The 23,171-nt window shown below is 43.0% G+C and carries 17 protein-coding genes and 5 pseudogenes; 18 read left to right on the plus strand and 4 right to left on the minus strand.

The genetic code is table 11. The features are described from left to right. Window positions 1–8 precede the first annotated feature (8 nt). Both LRL21_RS31260 and LRL21_RS31265 read right to left on the minus strand, forming a co-directional pair. Window positions 9–467, minus strand: a complete 459-nt coding sequence (locus LRL21_RS31260) for a hypothetical protein (RefSeq protein WP_338044704.1) — start codon at window positions 465–467, stop codon at window positions 9–11. Between the two features lie 121 nt (window positions 468–588). Further along, window positions 589–1,434: a transposase gene (locus LRL21_RS31265; RefSeq protein WP_240419740.1), complete on the minus strand. Its 846-nt coding sequence runs from the start codon at window positions 1,432–1,434 to the stop codon at window positions 589–591. Here LRL21_RS31265 and LRL21_RS31270 point away from each other — a divergent pair. The 14 genes and pseudogenes from LRL21_RS31270 to LRL21_RS31335 form a co-directional block, all read left to right on the plus strand. Further along, window positions 1,423–1,667: pseudogene (locus LRL21_RS31270) on the plus strand (SDR family oxidoreductase); the annotation flags it as partial. The gene LRL21_RS31265 and the pseudogene LRL21_RS31270 overlap by 12 nt on opposite strands. 231 nt (window positions 1,668–1,898) lie before the next feature. Then, complete coding sequence (locus tag LRL21_RS31275; protein WP_240419685.1) at window positions 1,899–3,359, plus strand: IS1182 family transposase; 1,461 nt, start codon at window positions 1,899–1,901, stop codon at window positions 3,357–3,359. Window positions 3,360–3,722: 363 nt separating this feature from the next. After that, a pseudogene (locus LRL21_RS31280) lies at window positions 3,723–4,899 on the plus strand (IS110 family RNA-guided transposase). 943 nt (window positions 4,900–5,842) lie between these two features. Continuing rightward, the gene (locus LRL21_RS31290; RefSeq protein ID WP_240419688.1) at window positions 5,843–6,781 is read left to right on the plus strand and encodes a carbohydrate ABC transporter permease; all 939 of its coding nucleotides are present in this window, start codon (window positions 5,843–5,845) and stop codon (window positions 6,779–6,781) included. Window position 6,782: 1 nt separating this feature from the next. Then, window positions 6,783–7,613, plus strand: a complete 831-nt coding sequence (locus tag LRL21_RS31295) for a carbohydrate ABC transporter permease (RefSeq protein WP_240419689.1) — start codon at window positions 6,783–6,785, stop codon at window positions 7,611–7,613. Between the two features lie 64 nt (window positions 7,614–7,677). Continuing rightward, the gene (locus LRL21_RS31300; RefSeq protein WP_240419690.1) at window positions 7,678–9,036 is read left to right on the plus strand and encodes an ABC transporter substrate-binding protein; all 1,359 of its coding nucleotides are present in this window, start codon (window positions 7,678–7,680) and stop codon (window positions 9,034–9,036) included. A gap of 56 nt (window positions 9,037–9,092) precedes the next feature. Next, window positions 9,093–9,506, plus strand: coding sequence for a hypothetical protein (locus LRL21_RS31305; RefSeq protein WP_240419691.1), 414 nt, complete (start codon window positions 9,093–9,095; stop codon window positions 9,504–9,506). Window positions 9,507–9,652: 146 nt separating this feature from the next. Then, complete coding sequence (locus LRL21_RS31310) at window positions 9,653–12,241, plus strand: glycoside hydrolase family 2 protein (RefSeq protein ID WP_240419742.1); 2,589 nt, start codon at window positions 9,653–9,655, stop codon at window positions 12,239–12,241. Window positions 12,242–12,254: 13 nt separating this feature from the next. Beyond that, the gene (locus tag LRL21_RS31315) at window positions 12,255–13,781 is read left to right on the plus strand and encodes an S-layer homology domain-containing protein (protein WP_240419692.1); all 1,527 of its coding nucleotides are present in this window, start codon (window positions 12,255–12,257) and stop codon (window positions 13,779–13,781) included. Window positions 13,782–14,163: 382 nt separating this feature from the next. Then, window positions 14,164–14,468, plus strand: a pseudogene (locus LRL21_RS31320) (sugar-binding domain-containing protein); the annotation flags it as partial. Between the two features lie 46 nt (window positions 14,469–14,514). Further along, window positions 14,515–14,652 (plus strand): tyrosine-type recombinase/integrase, encoded by a 138-nt coding sequence (locus LRL21_RS46955; protein WP_420832512.1) that lies wholly within the window; start codon window positions 14,515–14,517, stop codon window positions 14,650–14,652. After that, window positions 14,649–15,047 carry a site-specific integrase gene (locus LRL21_RS31325; protein ID WP_240419693.1) on the plus strand — a complete coding sequence of 133 codons (399 nt, stop codon included), beginning with the start codon at window positions 14,649–14,651 and terminating at the stop codon, window positions 15,045–15,047. The genes LRL21_RS46955 and LRL21_RS31325 overlap by 4 nt, the downstream gene beginning before the upstream one ends. Further along, window positions 15,022–15,474, plus strand: coding sequence for a tyrosine-type recombinase/integrase (locus LRL21_RS31330; RefSeq protein ID WP_275900997.1), 453 nt, complete (start codon window positions 15,022–15,024; stop codon window positions 15,472–15,474). Before LRL21_RS31325 ends, LRL21_RS31330 begins: the two co-directional genes overlap by 26 nt. A gap of 128 nt (window positions 15,475–15,602) precedes the next feature. Beyond that, window positions 15,603–15,823 (plus strand): annotated as a pseudogene (locus LRL21_RS31335) (transposase domain-containing protein); the annotation flags it as partial. 165 nt (window positions 15,824–15,988) lie between these two features. Here LRL21_RS31335 and LRL21_RS31340 read toward each other — a convergent pair. Together LRL21_RS31340 and LRL21_RS31345 are read right to left on the minus strand one after the other, a co-directional pair. After that, window positions 15,989–17,593, minus strand: a complete 1,605-nt coding sequence (locus LRL21_RS31340; RefSeq protein WP_240419695.1) for a helix-turn-helix domain-containing protein — start codon at window positions 17,591–17,593, stop codon at window positions 15,989–15,991. Continuing rightward, the gene (locus LRL21_RS31345; protein WP_240419696.1) at window positions 17,586–19,358 is read right to left on the minus strand and encodes a cache domain-containing sensor histidine kinase; all 1,773 of its coding nucleotides are present in this window, start codon (window positions 19,356–19,358) and stop codon (window positions 17,586–17,588) included. Before LRL21_RS31345 ends, LRL21_RS31340 begins: the two co-directional genes overlap by 8 nt. A gap of 73 nt (window positions 19,359–19,431) precedes the next feature. Here LRL21_RS31345 and LRL21_RS31350 point away from each other — a divergent pair, with 73 nt between their 5' ends. From LRL21_RS31350 to LRL21_RS31365, 4 genes and pseudogenes are all read left to right on the plus strand, one after another. Then, window positions 19,432–20,685, plus strand: coding sequence for an ABC transporter substrate-binding protein (locus LRL21_RS31350; protein ID WP_240419697.1), 1,254 nt, complete (start codon window positions 19,432–19,434; stop codon window positions 20,683–20,685). Window positions 20,686–21,305: 620 nt separating this feature from the next. Beyond that, entirely contained in the window at window positions 21,306–21,701 is a 396-nt protein-coding gene (locus tag LRL21_RS31355; RefSeq protein WP_240419698.1) for a hypothetical protein, read from the plus strand. A gap of 301 nt (window positions 21,702–22,002) precedes the next feature. Further along, window positions 22,003–22,281: a hypothetical protein gene (locus LRL21_RS31360; protein ID WP_240419700.1), complete on the plus strand. Its 279-nt coding sequence runs from the start codon at window positions 22,003–22,005 to the stop codon at window positions 22,279–22,281. Window positions 22,282–22,937: 656 nt separating this feature from the next. Next, window positions 22,938–23,092: pseudogene (locus tag LRL21_RS31365) on the plus strand (D-mannonate oxidoreductase); the annotation flags it as partial. Window positions 23,093–23,171: the final 79 nt, after the last annotated feature.

Consider the following 23,171-nt stretch of genomic DNA (forward strand, 5'->3'; position numbering starts at 1 on the left):
GTTTTTTTCTACGACTGACCAATTAACTCACTTACTTTGTTTTCGATGTTATTCAAGTAGCTTTCAGGATCTTTTCGGAACCTCCGGCGTTTTGTTCCCTCGAGCAGACGGTCATTCCATCTGTTTCTTTCTTTATTGAACGTATCGTAATCAACTTTCTGAAGACGCTCGATCAAGTGGGGCTGCCTCAGCGCATCATCTACGAACACAACAAATTCGCCGCTGCGAAGGATGTAGTCGTTCCAACTGCGGCGGCCGGTCATTCGACGGTGTTTCGTTTTCGTCTGACGGAAGAAACGTTCATGGTCATTATTTGTTCGAGGTACGTATGGTGCGTCGTAGCAAGTAAACAAGCCATTCCAAAATCCGATAGTGTAGGCCAAAACATTGTTCACCAACACTTCGTCGCCTGGTTCAGTATAGTGATGCTGCATCCAATTCAGAAGATGCTCCATCCGGAAGCGCACCGATTCGCTTGTCTGATCAAGCGAGGGCTCTAGGAGCTCCGCTACATGCGAAATGACGCTCTGCCAGCGACGTACGGCTTTGTAGGTTTGTTGAAAGTCATTAAATTTACTGAAAATTCTGTTAATCTTTTCGAGCAGCGTGAGCCCCTTTTTTAGTCAAGCTTCTGTCCAGCGATTGCTGAACGGCTTGAGCATTTTCGAAAATTCGTACACCAGGAAGATCAAGGGGCGGGTTCCCGTCCTCGAGCAAAATCGAACGAACAGCAGCCAAGTAATCCTTTGCGATCTCGGCTTCTGCAGAGGTCTCTTTCTCAACTTGTTTTTCGATTTCTCGGATGCCACGGAGCGCTTTCTTAATACCAGTCTTCAACTTCCGGTCCGCGTCCACAACGGGCTTGGCAATGTCTTTCAGATAATGATATTGGCAGTACTGATAGGGCACGTTCGGCCACATGTTCGCCATGGCAAGCCGAATGGACTGCTGGCCATCACTAACCAGACCGATGACCGGGAAACCGAGATCTTTTACCGGTTGTAGAAGCGCTTGGAGTTCGCTGGCGGATCCGCTTTTTAGGTTTTGGGCAGCCAAAATGGTGCCACTGAACACTTCACGAACGACATAAAGCGTTTCGTTTCCTTTTTCGGGCTGAACCCCGTCCATGGAGAGCATGATCCCTTTGTTTTCTTCTACAAACTGTTCTAGTACTTGACGAGTTTGCTCAGTAACCGAAGCCCGCAGCACGGTCAAATAGCGCTCGTACAGTCTCATGGAGTTTCGCTCGGAAGTTGCAATTCCGCGGCCGTTAAGTTCTTTGGTGATTTCGGCAATGGTAAAGTGATGTTTGAAACGGAACTCTCCAACGAGTGCAAGAACGTCAAATCCGTAGGAGGTATGTTTCATGCAAAGAGCATCTGCCTGGGCAGACTTGAAATATCTTGTGAGGTTTCCACATTCCTCATTGTCAATGCGATTGCGCCGGGCTTCTTCGTCACCATAGTAGAATTTCAAGTTGCTCCTTAAGGAAGATGGCGGTTTCACCGACCGCCCCCATAAAAATATTTCTCATACGCCGATGCGCCGTTTTGGCAATCCGAGGGGCTCTCCTAGGCACGCTGCTGTGGCTTGCCGACAGTGACATGTCCGGCTTTCTCTCCGGTACGACGGTGCCGGTCGACGGCGGATTCCTGGCCGGCGTGTAGCGTCAAGCGAATCAAGTAAGAGGAATCTCGTGAACGCTGCGGCCCTAAACTGGCCCCCTTGTCAAAAATACTTTGAAAAAGAGATACGCTGCACTTAGAGGATGATTCCTGTATTACAAGAGGCCACTGAAAAACTCCATCATTATAAAACAGAGTAGCCTTACTCAATTTTGAGGGAGGCTACTCTGTTTTATTGTATAATGATTGTATTAATTCTAGGTGGTGTCTGGGATGATCTCAAACCAACAATCTCTTATCCTTAGTCCATATATGGCCATTTACGATATCGTAGTGCCTAAAGATAACATGCTACGTCAAATGAATAACCTTGTTGATTTTTCTTTTGTCCAAGAAGAATTACAGAATAAATATTGCCTCGATAACGGGCGAAATGCAGTACCTCCCATTCGTATGTTCAAATATTTATTACTGAAATCAATTTTTGATTTATCAGATGTGGATATCGTAGAACGATCCAAATACGACTTGTCCTTTAAATATTTTTTGGATATGGCGCCAGAGGATGGGGTTATTAATCCGAGTTCATTAACAAAGTTTCGAAAACTTCGTTTGAAAGATATTAATCTGCTTGATATGCTTATTCAAAAAACAGTGGAAATTGCATTAGAAAAAGAAATTATAAAAAGCAGCGCCATTATTGTGGATGCGACACACACGAAAGCACGATTCAATCAGAAATCACCCAAAGAGATCTTGATGGAGAAATCTAAATTGTTACGAAAAGCAGTTTATCAAATCGATGAAAAAATGAAAGATAAATTCCCAGCAAAAACAACGACAAACGAATTAACAGAAGAACTGGACTACTGCCGAGAAGTAATCCAAATTGTGGAAAGCGAAGAAACGATACGAGAATACCCAAAAGTAAAAGAAAAACTGAACTATTTAAAAGAGATTGTAGAAGATCACCATGAGCACCTTATATCCTCGAATGATCCTGATGCACGCTTGGGTCACAAAACAGCCGACTCCTCTTTCTTTGGCTATAAAACACATATTGCGATGAGTGAAGAACGTATTATTACAGCTGCAGTAATTACGACTGGAGAAAAAAGTGATGGGAAACAACTCCAATCATTAATTGAAAAAAGCCGCGAGACAGGAATGGAAATTGATACAGTGATTGGTGATACTGCATATTCAGAAAAAGATAATATTGAGTATGCAAATCAAAATGAGTTACTATTGGTAGCTAAATTAAATCCCAATATTACGCAAGGCATTCGTAAAAAAGAGGATGAGTATGAGTTTAATAAGGATGCTGCAATGTATGTGTGTAAAGCAGGACATATGGCGATTCGTAAAGCTCGCACAGGGAAGAAAGGCGTCAATGATAACCAAAAGGATACCTACATGTTTGATATTGAAAAATGCAAAATATGCCCTTTGAGGAATGGGTGTTATAAAGAAGGAGCAAAAAGTAAAACCTATTCTGTAACCATCAAATCCACAGAACATAAGGAACAAGAAGTATTTCAAAACAGCGATGGTTTCAAAAAGAAATCGAAAGAGCGATATAAAATTGAGGCGAAAAATAGTGAACTCAAACACAGACACGGGTATGATGTGGCATCTTCCTCGGGTTTAATTGGCATGCACATACAAGGAGCAATGGCGATATTTTCTGTTAATATCAAGCGAATCATTACAATTATGAAAGAATCAGAATAAAGAATAAACAAAAAGCGATATATCGTTCGAATTTGAACGGAATATCGCTTTTTGTTTTGAAACATGATTTTAACTAATTAAAAACGCAAGTTTTTCAGTGGCCTCGTATTGCAAAGGAGTCATCTTTTCGTATTATCAGGTTAACCAGAGTTTTCTGGTTGGCTTTTTTTTATAGGCACCTTATGATGGCGGTAGCCGGGAGAACGTGTCATCTTTAGGGATAAGACCCCGTACTAAAAACTGTTCTCCCACTATCACCAATGACCATGTTTGAGCTGGTAGAGGCAAAGACCTCGCATCACAAGCGAAGCTATGGGTTTGGAACCATCGTGGGAATGCCGGCAAATAACGTAGGAGGTTGTTATGGAACCAGTTGTGGGAGTGGATGTAGCGAAGGGTGCTAGCGTGATACAGGCCTTTCTGAAGCGAAATGAACCCTTTGGGAAGTTGGAGAGCATTACGCACACAGATTTTGGATTTGAACGCCTGGGAGAAATTATCGCGGAATTGAAAGCAAAAACTGGAACTGATCCCGCAATTGTGTTGAAAGTAACGGGAGATTATCATCGTGGTCTTGTAGCATATTTAGATCGTAGTGGTTGGAAGTATTTCATTATTAACCCTCTACAATCCAAACGGGCAAAAGGAACACAACTACGAAAGGTGAAAACTGATGCGGCTGATGCATGGCACTTGGCGGAAATGTACTATTGTGGAGATGTTAGGCCCCACCGAACTTGGGAAGAAAATTATACGGAACTTCAACATGTGACTCGGCAACATGAGTTTATTACTGGAATGTTCGTGCAAGCTAAATTGAACACGAGAGCCTTGCTGGAGCAGGTATTTCCAGGTTATATAGGTCTATTTCATCATCTATTCTCTGCAACGTCACTACGAGTATTGCAGCGGTGTTTAGAAGGTCGTGTAGACGGGCTCATCGACATGATAAAGGAAAACACACGGAAGTCTCATTCCAAACAGTGGATCGAAGAAAAAGCGGCGCAACTCGAGCAGATGCTGTTTCATTGGCATAATCAACCAAGAAGTCAATCACAGACTAGGGCGCTGTTAAGTATGCTTTCTTTATTGCTCGAGTTTTTGGAACAGCTAAATCGACTTGAGAACAGATTGAGGAAATAGGCGTTACACTTCCAGAAGTGGAATTAGTAAAGAGTATACCGGGAATTGGGGACAAGCTCGCCGCAGCTATTGTGGCAGAATAGGGGATGCAAGTCAGTTTAAAGATGCTAAGCAGCTTGTTGCTTATGCCGGCTTAGATCCATCAATTTTCAGTTCAGGAAAGTTTACAGCTAACAGTACTCGAATTACGAAACGGGGTTCAAAGAGGCTTAGGCGAGCCCTATATCTAGCCGTTCAATGTGGACTTCGGCAGAGCATAAATTTAAAGATTAAAAATTTTTATGATAAGAAAAGGAAAGAAGGCAAGCCATATAAGGTGGTCGTGATTGCTTGCGCCAACAAACTTCTCCATCACGTCTACTCCATCCTTAGTAAGAGCGAGCCTTACAAAGCTTAAATCCATATTTACCCAAAACCATTCGCGCCAATGAAGGTTTTTTTGTCATGCTTGAAAAGTATTATACCAACAATTAATTTTAAGACCAATAGCTAATGCTTGACAAACATTAGCTGGTTTTTAATCCCCACTGGTATCCGTAATTGTTGTAGTAATGAATTTAGGGATTAATTTCTCACTCTAGTTCAGCATAAGCTTCGCAATTCCTACTCCTCACATGGTCCTTCTTAAGACCGAAGAAAGACTCCTAAGGGGCGTTATCCAGTTGTTCCAGCGTCTGGACATGAATAATCCCAGTCCCTTCTCAATCAATAACTTTTGGTAGGTGGGATTCGTGTAATGGCTTCTTTGATCAGTTGAAGGCATTTTATGTAAATTCAACCTTCTTCTTTTCACCAACGATTCTATCGTATCTGTTACATGGTGGAGGTGGAGGGAGGGTGGATAAGTTATGAGCTAGGAGCATGCCTGGGGAAGCATCCAGAATAGCCGCAAATAAGCCGTCCGGGAGTTACTGACTGTTATAAGGGAGAGACCTAGGATACCCTTCTTATAGTTCTGTGTCGTGTTTTCAAGCGTGCGGTGCTCTTGCGTGGTTTTTGCCATCTGTCAGTAGAGATTGGCTTTTCGATGTGGGCATAAAAGGCTAAAAATTGCGCATCAGCTTACGAATTCGCTTCAGGTTATACACCGTGTAATAGTCATTTTCCAACGTCGACTTATTGGAGCTTGTTCCTTTCTTGAAGCCTCTTCGATCTAGAAATTACTTTTATTAATATCAACTTGTTCCCTTCATCATTACTTGATAAAACCTTCGCTTTTGATTGATCGAAATCTGTCATTTATTGATGATAATTTTAAACAATTTGATGAGGATATTATATTCCTCTCAATAGCCCCTTGCAAATATAATAAGGGCATGAAAAGGAGTGATTTTTAAAAAATGACGAAAGTAAAAACTGTTCAGGTATCCGAAATACCTAAGCCGGAAGTTCGAAGAAGGGCGCGAATTCAATGGATTCCCTATCTGTTTATCGCACCTACAGTACTATTGATCATTTCGTTTTTGTTTTATCCGATGCTTAATGTATTTTATTTCAGCTTCCAAAATTACAATCCGAGCAAGCCTTATTATAATAGTTTCGCCGGCTTGGACAACTTTGTGAAGATTTTTACCGACGACCCACTCTTCGCACAAAGTTTATGGATTTCCGCCAAATGGGTGATCGTTGAAGTCGTACTTCAACTCATCTTCGGTTTGCTCGTTGCATTAGTGCTGAATCAATCTTTTCGTCTTCGTGCTTTCTTTAGGACGGCTGCGATAATCCCATGGGCCATATCCGGGGTCATTACCGCTACAATGTGGTCTTTTCTGTACAGTGAGCACAACGGAATGATTAACGACTTGCTGACACGAATGAATCTGATTCACAGTCCGATCGCTTGGCTCGGAGATACCGAGTGGGTCTTTTTCTCCATCATTCTAGCTGAACTGTGGAGAGGTATACCTTTCTTTACCATTACGATGCTTGCAGCTATGCAGACCATTCCTAATGAGTTGTACGAATCGTGTACGGTAGACGGAGGCGGACGCTGGAGAGCGTTTACGCATATTACACTACCCTTTCTGAAAAACTCAATTATTTTATCGACGCTGCTGCGGGCCGTTTGGGAATTTAATAACGTGGATTTGATTTTCACTATGACGAATGGTGGTCCTGCTAATCATACGATGACAATGACGATGTATGTAGCCAATCAGGCAATTGTTGCACAGAATTTTGGATATGGTTCTGCATTGACCGTGATGGGCTTCCTTATCCTGATGGTTTTTGCTGTCAGTTATTTAAAGTTAAGTGGATTCGGAAAGGAGGAGAAGTAAGATGCTCAAACGATTGGACCGTATGGTTACATTGTATGTACCGCTATTCGCGGCCATGCTGTTTACACTGCTTCCCTTTTATTGGACGATAGTGACTTCCTTCAAACGGGAGGCTGATATTGTCAAGCGGCCAATATTGTATTGGCCACAACCATTTACATTGGAGAACTACGGTATTTCTTGGGACGCCGTCGGATTCTCGAAATTTTTTAAAAACAGCCTGTTCGTTTCATTTTCTACTGTAGTTATTGTACTTATTTTATCCGTGCTTGCAGGCTATGCAATTAGCCGATTTAAATTTTATGGAAAACGCGGGTTTCTCCTTATGCTGCTCTGCACGCAGTTTATACCCGGCGCGATGTTGCTCATACCTCTTTTTCTTATTTTTAAAACTCTCGGCATGACAAGTAACCCACTCAGTTTGATTATCACCTATAGCGTGTTTCAGCTTCCATTTAACTCCATCCTGATGAGCGGATTTATTACGAATATTCCTGAGCAGTTGGAGGAGGCAGCTATGGTGGACGGCTGCAGTCGATTGAAGGCGGTGTTTTTGGTAATCTTCCCAATCCTGCTTCCTGGAATTGTCGCTACCACAGTATTTACGTTTATCGGGTCATGGAACGAATTTTTGTTTGGTTTGATGCTCATTAACAAACCTCAGTTTTTCACGCTGCCTATTGGTTTGCGTTATATGCAGGGCGAGTTCAATATGGCTTACGGTGCACTTGCTGCAGGCAGCGTCATTTCTCTGCTCCCAGTGGTCGTTCTGTTCGCTTTTGTTCAGAAGTATATGGTTCAGGGAATGGCGGCAGGCGCAGTCAAGGGTTAGTTTTCGGATGTATTCCTGATTACAGGATTCATCATAAACAATAAAATTGAAGGTGGGATTAAGAATGAAATGGATGAAAATGGCTGTGGTCACATCTTGCGTTTCTATGGCACTTGCTGGCTGCGGTGCCGCAAATCAAGGTACTAATAATGACGGGGCTGCTTCCGGAAATGCTCCAGTTGGGAGCTCTACTTCAGCAAGTAAAGATGAAAAGGTGACTTTGACTTTCTGGGATGATAACGCGGGGCCAAACAGGACACCGTTCTATCAGGAAATGTTTAAAAAGTTTGAAGAGAAGAACCCGAATATCCATGTTGAATATGTCGGAGTTCCGCAGCAATCATTTAAACAGAAATTCGACGTTGCCATTGCTTCGAATGATACGCCAGATATCGGGGCGGTAGCTAACAATTATGTTTCGGACTTTATGGCTAAAGGCGCATTGCTTCCATTGGATCCCTATTTCGACAAATGGGCTGACAAAGACAAAATGATTCCTTCGGTCATCAACTTCATTCGAACATTGGTGCCGGACAAGAAGCTCTATATGATGCCGACTACACTCTACATGGACCTATTCTGGTATCGGGCGGATTTGGTCAAGCAAGCGGGACTGAATCCTCCTGGAACATGGGACGATTTCTTCAAAGATGTTGAGAAGTTGACGGATACGGGAAAAAGCCAGTTCGGCTACTCCATGCGCGGGGGGACGGGCAGCATAAATCAGCTGACCACAGTGATGTATTCGTACTCAGGAATCCCAAATTATTTCGATCAGAATGGAAAGTCGACAGTCAACGACCCGAAAAATGTAGAATTTCTGAAAAAATATGCAGCGCTTTACAAAAAGAACACACCGACCAGCGACATTACGAATGGTTATAAAGAAATGGTTGCAGAGTTTGGTAGCGGTGCGACCGCCATCATGCAGCATAATTTCGGCTCCTACAACGATAACCTGAAGGCGATCGGAGAGGATAAATTGGCTGGCGTACTGCTACCCAAATCTCCCGATGGAAAACAGGTTGTCATCACCCAGCCTAACGGGTACAGTATTTTTAAAAACACAAAGCATCCTGAGGCAGCATTTAAGATGTTAAGCTTCCTGGCATCTAGCGAGATGCAAACGTATTGGAACCAAAACATCGGGCAAATGCCGACAAACCAGGACTCCATGAGCAGCGACTATGTGAAAAACGCCAAGCATCTTCAGGAAGGTTCAAAGATTTTGGCCGATAGCAATACCAAAGTATTGGATGTTCCTGTTTATTTACCGGATTATGCAGGTCTGGTCACGCAGCAGTTGGAGCCTAACTTTCAAAAGGTACTCTCCGGTAACATGACACCGGAGGAATTCTTGAACGGTTGGGCGAAATCCATCGAGAAGTCAAAGCAAGACTACGATAAGATGATGAAGAAATAAAGAAAATTCGGCTTCAGGAAGCGGTTGCATTGGTTTGCTATCGTTGGAGGGAAAATATGAAAGGAACTCGCTCGATTACATCTACCATTCTATGGAGATTAATTCCCGGGCTAATCTTTTTCGTTGCCTCGACCGGCCTTGTCTCTTATTATTTATCCGCGGAACAGCTGAAATCCAATGCATATGACAACATTTATGATACCGTTTCCCAAACAAAAAATTATTTGGACGACCGTCTGGACGTTTTATTGGCGGCGGTCGTCGCCCTGTCTAACAATAATAGCAACAAAGATTTGACCCAAACGTTGCATGCTTCCGAAGAACCCGATTATATGACTGGGCCGTCGGATTATATTGCATTAAATCAAGCGGGGGTCTTTGTGTTGAATCAGGCAAATGAGAAAGAGCGAATGAAGAGTTTTTTTGCAAATGGAAAAAAAAATTTGCGAAAAGAAAAAAATCTTCAATGATCTTTTTCTTCGCCTATGTGATAGTAAAGAAATCCTATAGATAAGCTAGGGGGAATACAGAGTAGTCCATCGAAGATGGCATATGCTAAAGAATGCTCAGAGCCTAACGGGATCAACTTAAGATGAAAGGAAGATTGGAATTGAATATGCATACTATCAAGAAAACTGTTACGAGTGCGCTGCTGTTTTCTCTTCTGTTAGGATCTGCAGGAGTTGTATCGGTAGACGCTTCCCAAACGACCCAAATGACCAAACAGAATACTACTCAGTCTGTAACGGCCCCAACTACGGTTACACAAAGCACGTATGTGAAATCGTATGTGAACATTAATGATAACTGGAAATTTGCGAAATCAGGGCAAAATGCTTCCACGGTTAGCTTGCCTCATACCTGGAACGCCGAAGACGGCTATGGCGCTTCAGCAAACTATTCCAGAGGTTTGGGTACATACGAAAAAACTATTGATGTTTCCAAGTACCAGGATAAAAATGTCCTGATCAAATTTGATGGTTCCAATATAAAGACAACCTTATATGTGGATAATATGCAGATAAGTGAGCCTCATATTGGCGGTTACGATGCGTTTGTCTACGATATTACGGAACAAGTTAAGGGCAAGAGCTCTGTTACCTTAAAAGTAGAAGTTTCGAATGAGGATATAGGTGTGGCACCGCTCTACGCCGATTTTACTTTTTATGGTGGTATTTACCGTGACGTGAATTTGATTATCGCCGATGCGGTATATATTTCCGCAGAGGATTATGGATCCAAAGGGGTATACATTACTCCGAAGGTAACAGGAGAGATTACTAAGTCCGGTGAGTATAAGATTGCGGATGCAACCTTAGATGTGAAGACGAGTGTATCCTTCAAAGGAACCGAGACGAAGCCCGTGAAGGTAAGAGCAATCGTGAGGAATGTCGACGGCTTTGAGGTTTCCCGTAATGAGTCCGATCCGGTTACCCGTAACACTGTAACGAACACCGTTTATATGACAGCGGTTTCGAACCCGAAATTCTCCCTTCACGATGTGAAGCTATGGGACGGCATTCAGAACGGTGTCAATAAATCATATTTATATACCGTCGAGACGCAAGTACTAGGTGGAACCGATTATCTTACGATACTGGACAAACAGACGCAAAGCATCGGCTTTAGGAAGTATTCCGTTGACGCAAGCCAAGGCTTCATCTTAAATGATCAAAATTATCCGCTTCGCGGCGTTGATATTCACCAGGACAGAAAAGGTTATGGTAATGCGGTCCCGGATGCTATCAGAGCGGAAGACTTTGATTTGATTAAAGAAATCGGTGCAAATGCCCTTAGGGTCGCGCACTATCCGCATTCGCAATTCGTGTATGACCAATCGGATAAGAACGGTCTGGTAGTATGGGCCGAAATTCCATTCATCTCGTTCATGAGCTCGACCACAAGTTTTGCAGATAATATCGAAAATCAACTGATAGAGATGATTAAGCAAAACTACAACCATCCGTCCATTGTAACATGGGGGCTTGAGAATGAATTTGGTGGCTTGGGGTATGGTTATTTTCTTGGTGGAAATATGAGCCAGGATGTCCAGTATGCAAAAGCAACTGAATTGATGAAACGTCTTGCGACCAAAGCGAAACAATTAGATCCAAACAGGCCGACTACTCATGCAATTCAGGGTCATTCCACTACTATGGTAAAGAATTTAGCATGGAATGATAATGCGGGTATAGATACGGTTGCCTTTAACGATTATTTTGGTTGGTACTATAATAAAGTTCAAGATTTAGCTAAGGACCTCGACGATTTCCATGCAAAATATCCGCAGCTGGCAATGGGTATTTCGGAGTATGGTGGAGGTGCAAACCCGTATCAGCATGACGATATAGATGAAAGTTTTATCAACCAGTGGAACTCTGCAAGTTCACGTGGCCCGTGGCAGCCGGAAGAATTTCAAAATTATCTTCATGAAAATGACTGGAGAATCATCTCCGAACGACCTTGGCTCTGGGGTACTTTTGTCTGGAGTATGTTTGATTTCGGAGTAGCTGGTAAAAATGAGGCTTCGACTCCTGGGATTAATACCAAGGGTCTTGTAACAAGTGACCGCCAAATTAAGAAGGATGCTTTCTATTTTTACAAGGCGCAGTGGAATAAGACCGAAAAGTTTGCCTACATTACGAGCAGAAGATATACGGCACGCGAGAGCGATACCATTCAAGTGAAAGCATACTCCAATATGCCGGCCGTCACGTTGACCGTAAACGGCAAGAGCTATGGTCAGGGCACCAAACAGCAGAGCGGCGTATTTGTATGGGATAATGTACGCATCGATACGACTGGAAATGACGTGAAAGTAACCGGCCTTGACAACGACGGCAAGCTGACCCAAGTAATGGATTCGGTTACGGCATGGACGGTTAAGGGTAGCGAAGCTCAGTATACGCTAAACAACTCTGCTGTTGCAGCAACTGGTTTTGGACATACGACCACTGTTAGCGTTACGAAGGGAAGTGCACTTAGACTTGAAAATCCGACACTTGCGGTTGTAGGGACGCTGGCAGACGGAACCAAAAGCGCATGGACTGTCAAATTGTCCAATGACGATACGGCTGCTACGGACATTTCGGTGGGAACCGGTGTGAAATCGATTCAGGTCTTCTTAATGGATGGAATGGTCAACTGGGCAGATACGCAATTTACCGGAATTAAAGGAAACATTCTGTCGATTGTTACGGAATAGGAGCTAAACATTTATGATGAAAAAAAATATAATAGCCTTGCTGTCGACAGTTTGCGTTAGTACAATGATGTTCTCCGGTATCAGCTTTGCAAGCGGTGGTAATGTCGGGAACCTGGCGGCAACGTACTTGAACTCGGCAATTAGTGTGACGGGGGACGCCAACGCTGCCAAAGTAGTTGTTCAAGTATGGAATTCGAGTCAGGTTATGGTCACGATGGACGAATTGATTGTGGTAGACGGTAAAATCAATGGCACGATGTATACGGGAAAGCTTACAAACGGCAGCTATACGCTGAAGGTTGCTGATTCCTCGGGCGGTACGTATGCCAACCTGCCGATCAACGTTACCAATTCCAGCGGCAGTAACCGGAATAGCGGTGGCAGCAAAGGCAGCGGCTCGACTGTGCCGGGTACGACAACGCCTGAAGAAGGGACTACAGGCGCTACCGTCAAAATAGCGCTAAGCGCTGATGCCGTTAAAGCCGCGCTGAGCAATGCCAAGAACGGAAAGGTCGTGCTGGAAGCCAAGGGAACGGCTGGAGCACAGGAAATCACGGTAAGTATTCCGGTGGATCCATTGCGTGAAGCTGGTGTAATGTCCGTCAAGACAGTCGAAGTTGTTGTCGGTGGCATATCCATCTCCTTTAGCATGGATATGCTTGGCGCATTCACCAATGTCGAATTTACCGTGAAGAAAGTGGACCCGTCCAGCTTGCCGGATGAGATAAAAACAGCGATAGGCGACAACGCCGTGTATGACTTCTCGTTATCCGCTGACGGCAAACCAATCAGCAGCTTCGGGAAGAACGACGTAACGATCTCGATGGAGTATACCTTGAAAGCCGGGGAGGCTCCGGGAAAGGTTATTGTTTATTACATCGGCGACAACAGCCAGCTTCAAACGATTACCAACGGAAGTTTTAATCCGGTGAACGGAATGGTGGAGTTCAAGCCGACGCACTTCAGTAAGTATGCTGCAGCGTATTCCGAAGTTACCTTTAACGATTTAGGGACGGTGGAGTGGGCAAAAGAAAGTATCGAAGCGCTTGCGGCACGGAGTGTCATTAACGGGTCGGGTGAAGGTATATTTCAGCCTAACGAAAAAGTGACACGTGCGCAATTTATCAAAATGCTGATAAAAGCGTTTGATGTAGCCGATGCGAATGCAGTTAACACATTTACCGATGTGGAGAAAGGGGCATGGTACGCGGATTCGATTGCAGCCGCCCAAAAGCTTGGCATTGTAAACGGTAAAGAGGATGGCAGCTTTGGTGTAAATGATGAAATAACCAGACAGGATATGGCTGTAACGCTCTATCGGACATCCCAATTACTGCAAAAAAAACTTGCGACCAATGCCAGCCTTATCGTCTTCCGTGATCAGGGCGACGTGGCTTTCTATGCCAAGGAAGCGGTAGACGTTATGCAGCAAGCCGGCATTTTGAACGGAGTCAGCAGCGATAGGTTTGCTCCGCGTGATCCTGCGACTCGTGCCATGGCGGCGGCTGTCATTTATCGCTTGTATCAAGGGTTTAAATAATTTCCAGGAGAGCAAAATTAATACACCTTCAAAAGAATATAACCAATCATAAGATATGGAGATCATCTTGGAGGTGTGTTTGCTTTTACATATGAAATTTTCAAAACCATGATTTAAGGTATCCATACGGATGCTTTTTTTATTTTGGTAACAGAAAAAAAACGCGGTGTCAGAGATAGCTGATCGTACCAATTTCAATGCACTGAAAAAGAACCCGACGGTGATTTTCCGTCCGGTTTCTTTGCGCTGCCATAAATTGTCCGATAAAGAATTTTTCTGATGTCGCATAAATATTTGGATGTGCTGAGTGTGGAAATCGTTGATAATTGTAGAAAAAACTTGCTACTGAGTGGCCTCATACTTATAAAATAAGCTGTCTTAGATGTTGTATCCCATCATAACAGAAACTCGAGGAATTCTGGAGTTGAATGGTTTTTAAAGCTTGACCTTGGAAACGGCTTTGATGAAAAATGGTACACAAGTAAACTAATCGACACTTTTCCGATAGCGGTGCCTTCCTCCTATAACGATGTAGGTGCCACTTCTGACATCCGAAACCATGTCGGTTGGGTTTGGTATGAAAGGGAATTTAAAGTTACCAGTCTGCTTCACTCTCAACGCCTTGTTTTGCGGTTTGGTTCGGCTACACATGAAGCGATGGTCTATGTGAAGGGGGAACTGGTCTCCAACCTATATCACCGGATGGAATTCGTCCTGAACCGTAGCATCGGCCATAGGATTCATGCATGCAACGGGAATTCGGGTTTCCGAGCTCACATCCCTTAGAATAACCGATGTGAGAATGGAAGAAGGCTATCTTTTCATACGTAACTCAAAGTTCAAGAAAGACTCCCACTGTACTCTACAGTGATCGCCAAACTATTGAAGTACCAAGTTTTCATCAAAAACAAAATCGGTGTCAGGGGTAATGACGATTATTTTTTGTCACCCCGTATGGGTCGTCGGTTCAATACACGCGCGTTTGAGTACGCGTTTCAATTGATCCGTCCACTGGTATTTTGCGATATAACAAAACTGCCAAGGCTTTTTGATCTGCGCCACACCTTCGCCTGCAACACTATCAAACGCTTGCATGAAGCCGGAGAGGACGTGAACTTGAAGCTTTATCTAATGTCCACCTACATTGGACATGTGAAGCCGGAAGTTACCTACTTGATCTTCGAATTGCCTGAGTACAGCGGGCTACTAAACAGGAGTCTAATGGTTCCGTTTCGGAAGACTGAAAACGGCAAATGGAGTTTTTGACAGAAGTCGTAAAGAGCGTCATGTCCCCTTGTGGAAAATCACAGTAAAATATCTTACTGATTACATACGTGATTATTGCCACGATGAAACCAGTCATTTGTTCGCGAACTGTATGGATGGTAACCTGACGCGCACTGGCGTTCGTTACCGTCTAGATTGCTTACAAAAGAAGGCTGCTGAAACGATTCCATCGCTCACAAAAAAGAAGTTAACGCCTCACACCTTCCGACACACGACTGCTTTACGGATGCTACAGTCAGGAGTTTCTCAACCAGTGATCTGGCTTGGTCACGAAAGCATCATCACGACACATAAATATATGGAGGCGGACCTAGAAATGAAGCGACATACCCTCGAAAAAATGGGGGATCCTGGTCATCCACCTACCATTTCTCAACTGATGCTTCGATTTTGGCGTTGTTCTTAAATTCACTGAAGTGTTTTGTTTATGTGCCGGTTTGAATGCGGGAAAGGAGCCGTCACATCGCGCTTTGTTTTCTGCGGCACATAAATATACTGAACACATAATTGCGCCTATTTGCAAAAGCACATAGGCGCAAAAACTGGCTTTTTGCGAATACCCCACGGGGAGCCAGGGCCGGCGCTGCCATCTACAGCGTGATCGAAACAGCCAAGGAAAATGGTCTGAATCCATTTCGGTATCTCACCTACTTGTTTGAACAATTGCCGCAGCTTATACGCTGCTGGAACCGCAAGGATTAGAACCGTTCATTCCATGGTCACCAACGCTGCCGAACTCTTGCAGGCTCAGCTAATTTTTATCATACTCAAGGCCCTATCTGATCGCTAGGTGGGGCCCATTTGACGCTTACATTAAAATTAGGATATGCGAATATTTTGGCAACAATTTCAAAAATGAGTCGGTCTTAGTCTGAATGAGTTTCGAAGGAGCCAAAAAGCGCGCTTTCTCAATGTTAATGTTATATTCTCCGTCGGTAATCTTGTGGGGTCATACCAGAGTGATTTCGGAATAGCTTGAAAAAGTATGTGACGTTCTCATAACCAAGATGTTCGGCAATCTGCTCTATAGTTAAATCTGATTGGTCAAGTAGTTCAATGGCTCGTTCCATCTTTTCGCGAGTCATAAATTTAACAAATGTCTCTCCGGTTTCGTTTTTGAACATTCTGCTAAAGTGTGTCGGATTCAATCTTACCCGGGTAGCAACCTCTTCCATGCTGATTTTTTCTCCGATGTGCTTAAGAACGTAACGCTTAGCCTCTGAAATCTCTTTACGTAGGTTTGGGTTTCGCATAGCTTTTATGGTCGTCATTTTTTGAGAAAGAAAGGCTGTTAGCCACTCCTTTAAATGATCCAGTGTATAAATGGAAAAAATAGAATGATGAAGCAGTTCAGCATTAAATTTGGTTACAAAATGCTGCATGACAGTATATTTTAACTCTAGCTCTGTAGCAATTTTCAAGACCCAGCTGCGAACAATATCGGTGGAATACCGATGTTTTTCGATATGTTTAATCCACTTCAAGACGGCTGCATCCATATCTGTTTCGGAATGGTTTAGAAGACTAGTCCTGAAATCTTGAAGTGCTTCAGAATAATGGATAAAGATATCATCTCCCGACACAGCAACTGGTTCGAGCTTGGCTGTAATACGTTCCCCTGCGTAGAAACGAAATGTGCTACAGTCCAGTAAGCGGTGAATTTGTTTTTTCAAAGCATGTAAGTCTTCGCAAAGCCCCCCGATAATGCATGAGATGCCCACCCGCATAATACGATGCATGGCCTGCTGAGTAAGGCGCAATTCCTGCTTAATTTCATCATGGATGTTCCGTTTCAGCGTCTGATGAAAGGGCACTAGAAGAATAAATCGGCTCTCTTCATACACCATCAGAACACTGTCCTTGGTGCAGATCATCTCATTTAGTGCATTATCAAGTATGTACTGCATCAAGTGGGGGCCACCAAAACGTTTTTCCAGCTCAGCTGGTCGTTCCGCAATGACCAATACTGGCATAAACTTAATGCCTCTGCGAGCATGAATCCCGACTGCCTCGGCCTTTTCCACCCAGTCCACTTCGTCAGTGACCGGCAGCTCTAGTAAGTTACGTAAAAACGAAGTTCGTATTGCGGAACGGTTTTGTTTAATGACATCCCGAAGCTTGAGATGCACCTTTTCCATAGCTTGCTCCTCACACAGCACCTGACTCATTGTGCGTAGTATGTCGATCATTTGTTCGATTTGGAGATTCTCCTTCAGGATGTAATCCCGGACGTTTAATTTTACAGCCCTTTGCGCGAATTGGAAATCTTCGTGGCAAGATAAAATGATGGTTTTTAGTTTGGGGTTTGTTTGCATCACGTTGTCAATAAGCTCCAATCCGTCCATTACCGGCATTCCGATATCTGTAATCAGAATGTCGGCTTGATGGAGAAGGCAAGCTTCCAAAGCTTCTTCTCCGTCCGTACAGAGCTTGGCTAATTGCAGGCCTAGATCATTCCAAGGAATACTTGAGGAGAGGTAATCCAAAACTGGTATGTGATCATCGGCAATAATGACTTTATGCATGTTCTTCTCCCTCCGATAGGTCTGGTATGATGAGTTCGATCACGGTGCCATGATGTAGCTCGCTGGTGATGTTCATTTGAAACCGTTCTCCATAAATTAATTTTAATCGCCCATATACATTAGACAATCCGATGCCAGGGGCGTTGTGCATGGAGAGATTTAAAACTTCATCTTTGGAGATCTGTAGCCTGCCCTGTAAATTCTCTAATCCTTCCGGGCTTATTCCAAGACCATCATCCTCCACCCGGAGTCTTATAGCAGATGGAATACGTTCAACCCTAATGAGAATAGTGCCTCCTTTTTTCCGGAAGCCGTGTTTGTACGCATTCTCCACAATTGGCTGCAAAATAAACCGCGGTACCGTTTTCGGCAAAAGCTCAGGGTCAGACTCAACTACTGTTGCAAGTGGGAATCTTTTAGCAAAATTCATAAGCTGGGTATATTGTTTCACATTCTCCAACTCTGTGTGCAGAGTAACCAATTCCTGCTGATTCGAAATAGTCTGCCGCAGCAGCGTAGATAGAGAGCCCAGCAGCTCAGCATTTTCTAAGTCATCTTTCATCAGCAGTCTCATTCGGATAGATGACAGGACATTAAAAAGAAAATGAGGATGAATCTGCATCTGCAGCATAGCTAACTCAGCGCGCCGCTTCAATTCCTGTTCCATTTCGATTTGCCCGATCATTTTTTGGATACGAGTCAACATTTGGTCGAATGACCGGCCCAACTTGCCGACATCGTCGATTCCACGAATGTGTGAGCGGACATCCAAGTTACCTGCCTCCACCTTATTTGCGACGTCAGCAAGCACTTGAATGGGCATTGTAAATCGACGAAGAAAGAAGGTGAGGGCAAGAAGAAAGCCTATTGTGAGTAGCACTTGCAGGATTTGTCCAGAGCGATAAAAACTTTTCAGTCTTTGCGTCATTTGTTCGTAGGAGGCGATGCTAACCAATCTCCATCCTGGATATTGTAAAGGTTCCGATAAAATCAATTGGTTATCCTTCTTGAGCTGGATCGTCTTGGCGGATTGCAGACTATCCATGTGAAAGAAGGAGTTGATATTTTGCCCAATCTGTTCCATTTTGTGACTGGACAAGATTTGATCTTGGGTGTTCAATAAATAAATGTCCTGCTGGAAGCGTGCATGGAGTTCGCGTATTGTTTTTTCAGAACGGCTTATTATTAAATATGCAAACGGTATCGAGTCATCATCCATAAGTACACATGCACTAAGGAGTACATAGCTAGGTTCTTGCCAATGCGGCGCTAAGTAATCGGGTACTGGGCCTATAAAAAAAGTTTCGTATGTCGCTAACTGAGTAACCGACGAAAACCAATCCTGCTGATAAAAAAGCTGCGGATTATATTCATCAAAAGAATAATCCGAATAATACCGTCCGTCCGTAAGCAGAAGGGTGAGATGTAGATCGTTTCGTGTTGCCGCAACTTGCTGTAGTCGTATGGTAAGCTTTCTTGCCGCTCTCGGATCCGTTTTAGCATTTACCAAGGTGTTCATAAGCTCGGTATCGAAGATAATGGAGTTAGAGATGGATATCATCTCGTCTAAAACCGCATTCACTTGCGATTGAATGTTGGTTAATGTTTTTACCGAATTTTCAAGTGTTTGATCTTCGATTATTTTTTGTGCATTTAGATTGGATATATATAGTAACAAAACGGTAGGTAACACCAAACAGGTAACGGATATAAGAATGAGTTTTTGCCTAAGTGACAGATGGTTAAAATGGTAGCGAAAGCGCACGTGTCTCCTCCTGATCCTAAACTGATGATATAATTGAATTGTCCTAAATCGAAATTACAGGGAGCGAGGCGTTATGTTTAGTCAAAAGAGGGTTTTGTCTCTAATTGTAATACTGTCAACGGGGCAGTTAGCAGGATGCTCTCCATTTCAAACAGATCTAGTTACGCAAGAGAATAGTATCGTTAAGCAGCCCGTTACTATAAAGCTAAATTCATGGAACAATCTGAATACAGATGGATTCGACACCGTCATTCGTGAATTTGAGAGAACTCATCCTAATATCAAGGTGGAATTTATATCTCCGGGCGACAACAAGGCGATTGAGTCTATGAGAAAAGTTATTTTATCCGCTGCTTCAGGTCAGGATATGGATGTCATTATGGTACCGCCATATCCCGATTATGTAAAGCAAGTTGCGTTAAATATGTTTGAGCCTCTGGACAAGTATATGGAGAACGAAGGATTACATTTTGAAGATCAGTATATAGGGGATACAAGGGTCAAGGATGGAAGATATTATGGGTTGCCGGGTAAGATGAACATATTTTTTATCATTATTAATGAAAATCATTTGAAGGAGACTGGATTGCCTATACCTAAAGACTGGACATGGGATGATTACGTGGAATATGCGAAACGGTTAACAAAGACTAACGGAAGTATGACTCGGTACGGAACCTTTTTCAATAGTCTATTACCGAATCTAGACCTGGAAAAATTCCTTGAAATCCGTCTGCAGGGAGAGAAAGAGAAATTTGCCACTCCTTATGCTGATATTCTTAATAAAAAGTTAGATTATCGATCTCAATATTTCAAACAACTTGCCAGTATGCTTGTGGTGGGTTCTTATATGATTGCAGAAGTGGGTGGTTCGGAAGGAGTTCCTTTAACCTTTAAGACTGTATTTGCTCCTTTTCCCAAATTTAAAAGTGAGGAACCGATTCGAACTCCGAATTTCAGTGATATTTTTGCAATATATAGTAGGTCGAAGCACAAACAAGAAGCGTATACGTTTATTCGCTGGTATACTACAGAGGGGATAGTTTTACAAGGACGGTTTCTTCCGTCATGGAGGAAAATTAATATAGATCAAATTGTTGATACGATCATATCCAAAACACGTACACCAGAAAACATCGATAAGGAATCATTATTGTATGTTCTTAAAAATAGCGAACTCATACACTCTAATCAGCTTAAAAGTAATTCGTCTATGGCCAGTGAGATTATGCAGGAAGAGTTCGATGCCATGATGCTTGATAATCAAGATGTCCGAACTACTATAGATAATATAGATAAGAAGTTACACAAAATATTGAATAAATAAAGTTTTTTCAGCTTCCTTAGATCGTCTCTCTTCTGTTTGGAAGTACACCGATTGATAGATAAAGGCATTATCAATGGGCATTCCTTGTGGGTGCTCATGGTAATGCCTTTTCATTTATACAGAAAAAAAAATTACTAAAAAGAAAAAAAAGTTTAATTTTTTTTGGCTTTTTTCATGAGATAGTAATGAGTAATAAGATATAAGGGGATATTAAACATACGTTATAAGAAACTCGCCAGGAAAATAATTATGTAGGGGGAGATCCAAGTTGCTATTGAAGTCGCTTTCTAGAGCACTGCTAGTTTCGCTTTTGTTTAGCGTTGCCAGTGTTACAGTGGCAACTGAGTCCCAGGCAAGCCCCGTAGATTCGTTACAATCAACTCTTATTCAAACTAGTGTCACGGAAAACACCTACACAAAGGCTTTTGTTTCGATGTATTTACAAAATCTGGGTAATCACCGGAGCCGGTTGATTTGCCTCATACTTGGAGTAGAGGGACGGCGCTGATGGCGGAAATGACTACTACAGAGGGATTGGTACCTATGAAAAAAATATTGATGTTTCCAAATATCAAGGTAAAAACGTTCTGATTAAAGCTAGAGAGTTAGATTCTAGTCGTTTGATATCTCAAGCAATTACGGCCGTGCCGTTTCCTCAGGGGATACCGAGACTAAATCAAGATCTCGACTGGGGCTCCAATCATGCAGCTGAACGGTGGAATAACGAGTTTGATAAATTTATAGATATTTCTTCCTTAAACGTATATTACGGCTGGTATACACCAAGTGCAAAGGATTTGGAACCCGCATTGATTGGCTATCACCGGAAATATCCGGATGCGGTTTTAGGCCTTTCCGAGTATGGGGCCGGTGCAAATCCATTGCAACATCAAGTTATCGCTTCTGACTTTGCTTGGGACTTGTACAAGTCCACCGGTCCATGGCATCCTGAAGAATACCAAAATTATTTTCACGAATCTTCGTATGCCGTAATTAAAAAGCATCCGGAATTGTAGGCTACCCATGTATGGAACATGTTCGACTTTGGTTCAGATAGCCGTAATTAGGGGAAGACGCCTGGCATCAATGATAAGGGACTGGTCACATTTGACCGGCAAACAAAGAAAGATTCCTTCTATTTCTACAATGCACAGTGGAATAAGATAGATAAGTTTGTATACATTTCGAGCAAAAGGTACATGGAGCGCGAAAGCGATACCATCCAAGCGAAAGCATATTCCAATATGCCGGCTGTTACACTGACGGTGAACGGTAAGAGCTACGGTCAGGGTATAAACAGCAAAACGGCGTTTGGGTATGGGAAAATGTACGTATAAAACGACAGGCAATGATGTAAAAGTAACCGGACCTGACATTAACGGCCAAACAACTCAGGTAACGGATAACAGTATAACCTGGAGTGTAAAAAACAGTGAAACGCAATACGTGCTCACTAATTCTCCTGTAACGACCTCAGGTTTTGGACAAACTACGACGGTTACAGTATCTAAAGGTACAGCGCTACGACTTGGAAATCCTACACTTGCGGTTGTTGGAACAATGAAAGACGGAATATCAAAACAGCTTGGACGGTGAAATTGTCTAGCGAGGACAGCGCTACTACAGATATTTCGGTAGGAACCGGTATTAAAACAATTCAAGTCTTTTTACTAGATGGCACAGTTTGCTGGTATTAAAGGAACTATCCTGTCGATTGTAACTGAGTAGGGGGAAAGCTTATAAATGAACAAGAAATTGATAGCCTTGATGTCAACAGTATACGTAAGTAACATGATGTTCACGGGCATTGGGTTTGCCAGCGGAGGAAATGTAACAAATCTTGCGGCAAATTACTTTGGGTCAAGCAATTACAATTACAATTACAATTGCAGGGGCGTCGAATGCATCCAAAGTATTGGTTCAATTATGGGAATCAAATAAAGTTTTGGTCACGATGGATGAAGTGATAGTAGTGGATGGAAAAATCAATGCAACAATGTATACCGGGAAAACTTTCAAACGGTATATCTATACGTTGAAAGTTGCTGATTCTACTGGTGGGGTATATGAACAATTTCCGTTGAACATTTTGAGTAATTCCGATTTGAGTGGAAATAAGAATTGGGGGGGAGGCGGCACATCTAGCACCATAATAACACCAGGCACAAATGAAGACGTAATTTCAAAAGTAACAATCAGTGCTGAAGCCTTTGGGACAGCATTAAACAATGTTAAAAATGGAATTGTAACGCCATTTGGCAGAAAGCTGCATTCGTGTCAATGCGATTGCGCCGGGCTTCTTCGTCACCGAGTAGAATGCCAATTGCTCCTTAAGGAAGATGGCGGTTTCACCGACCGCCCCCATAAAAATATTTCTCATACGCCGATGCGCCATTTTGGCAATCCTGGTGGAGGGTGGGTGGATAAGTTATGAGCTAGGAGCATGCCTGGGAAAGCATCCAGAATAGCCGCAAATAAGCCGTCCG

The organism is Paenibacillus periandrae (assembly GCF_022458865.1).
In the GTDB taxonomy this organism is placed as follows: domain Bacteria; phylum Bacillota; class Bacilli; order Paenibacillales; family NBRC-103111; genus Paenibacillus_S; species Paenibacillus_S periandrae.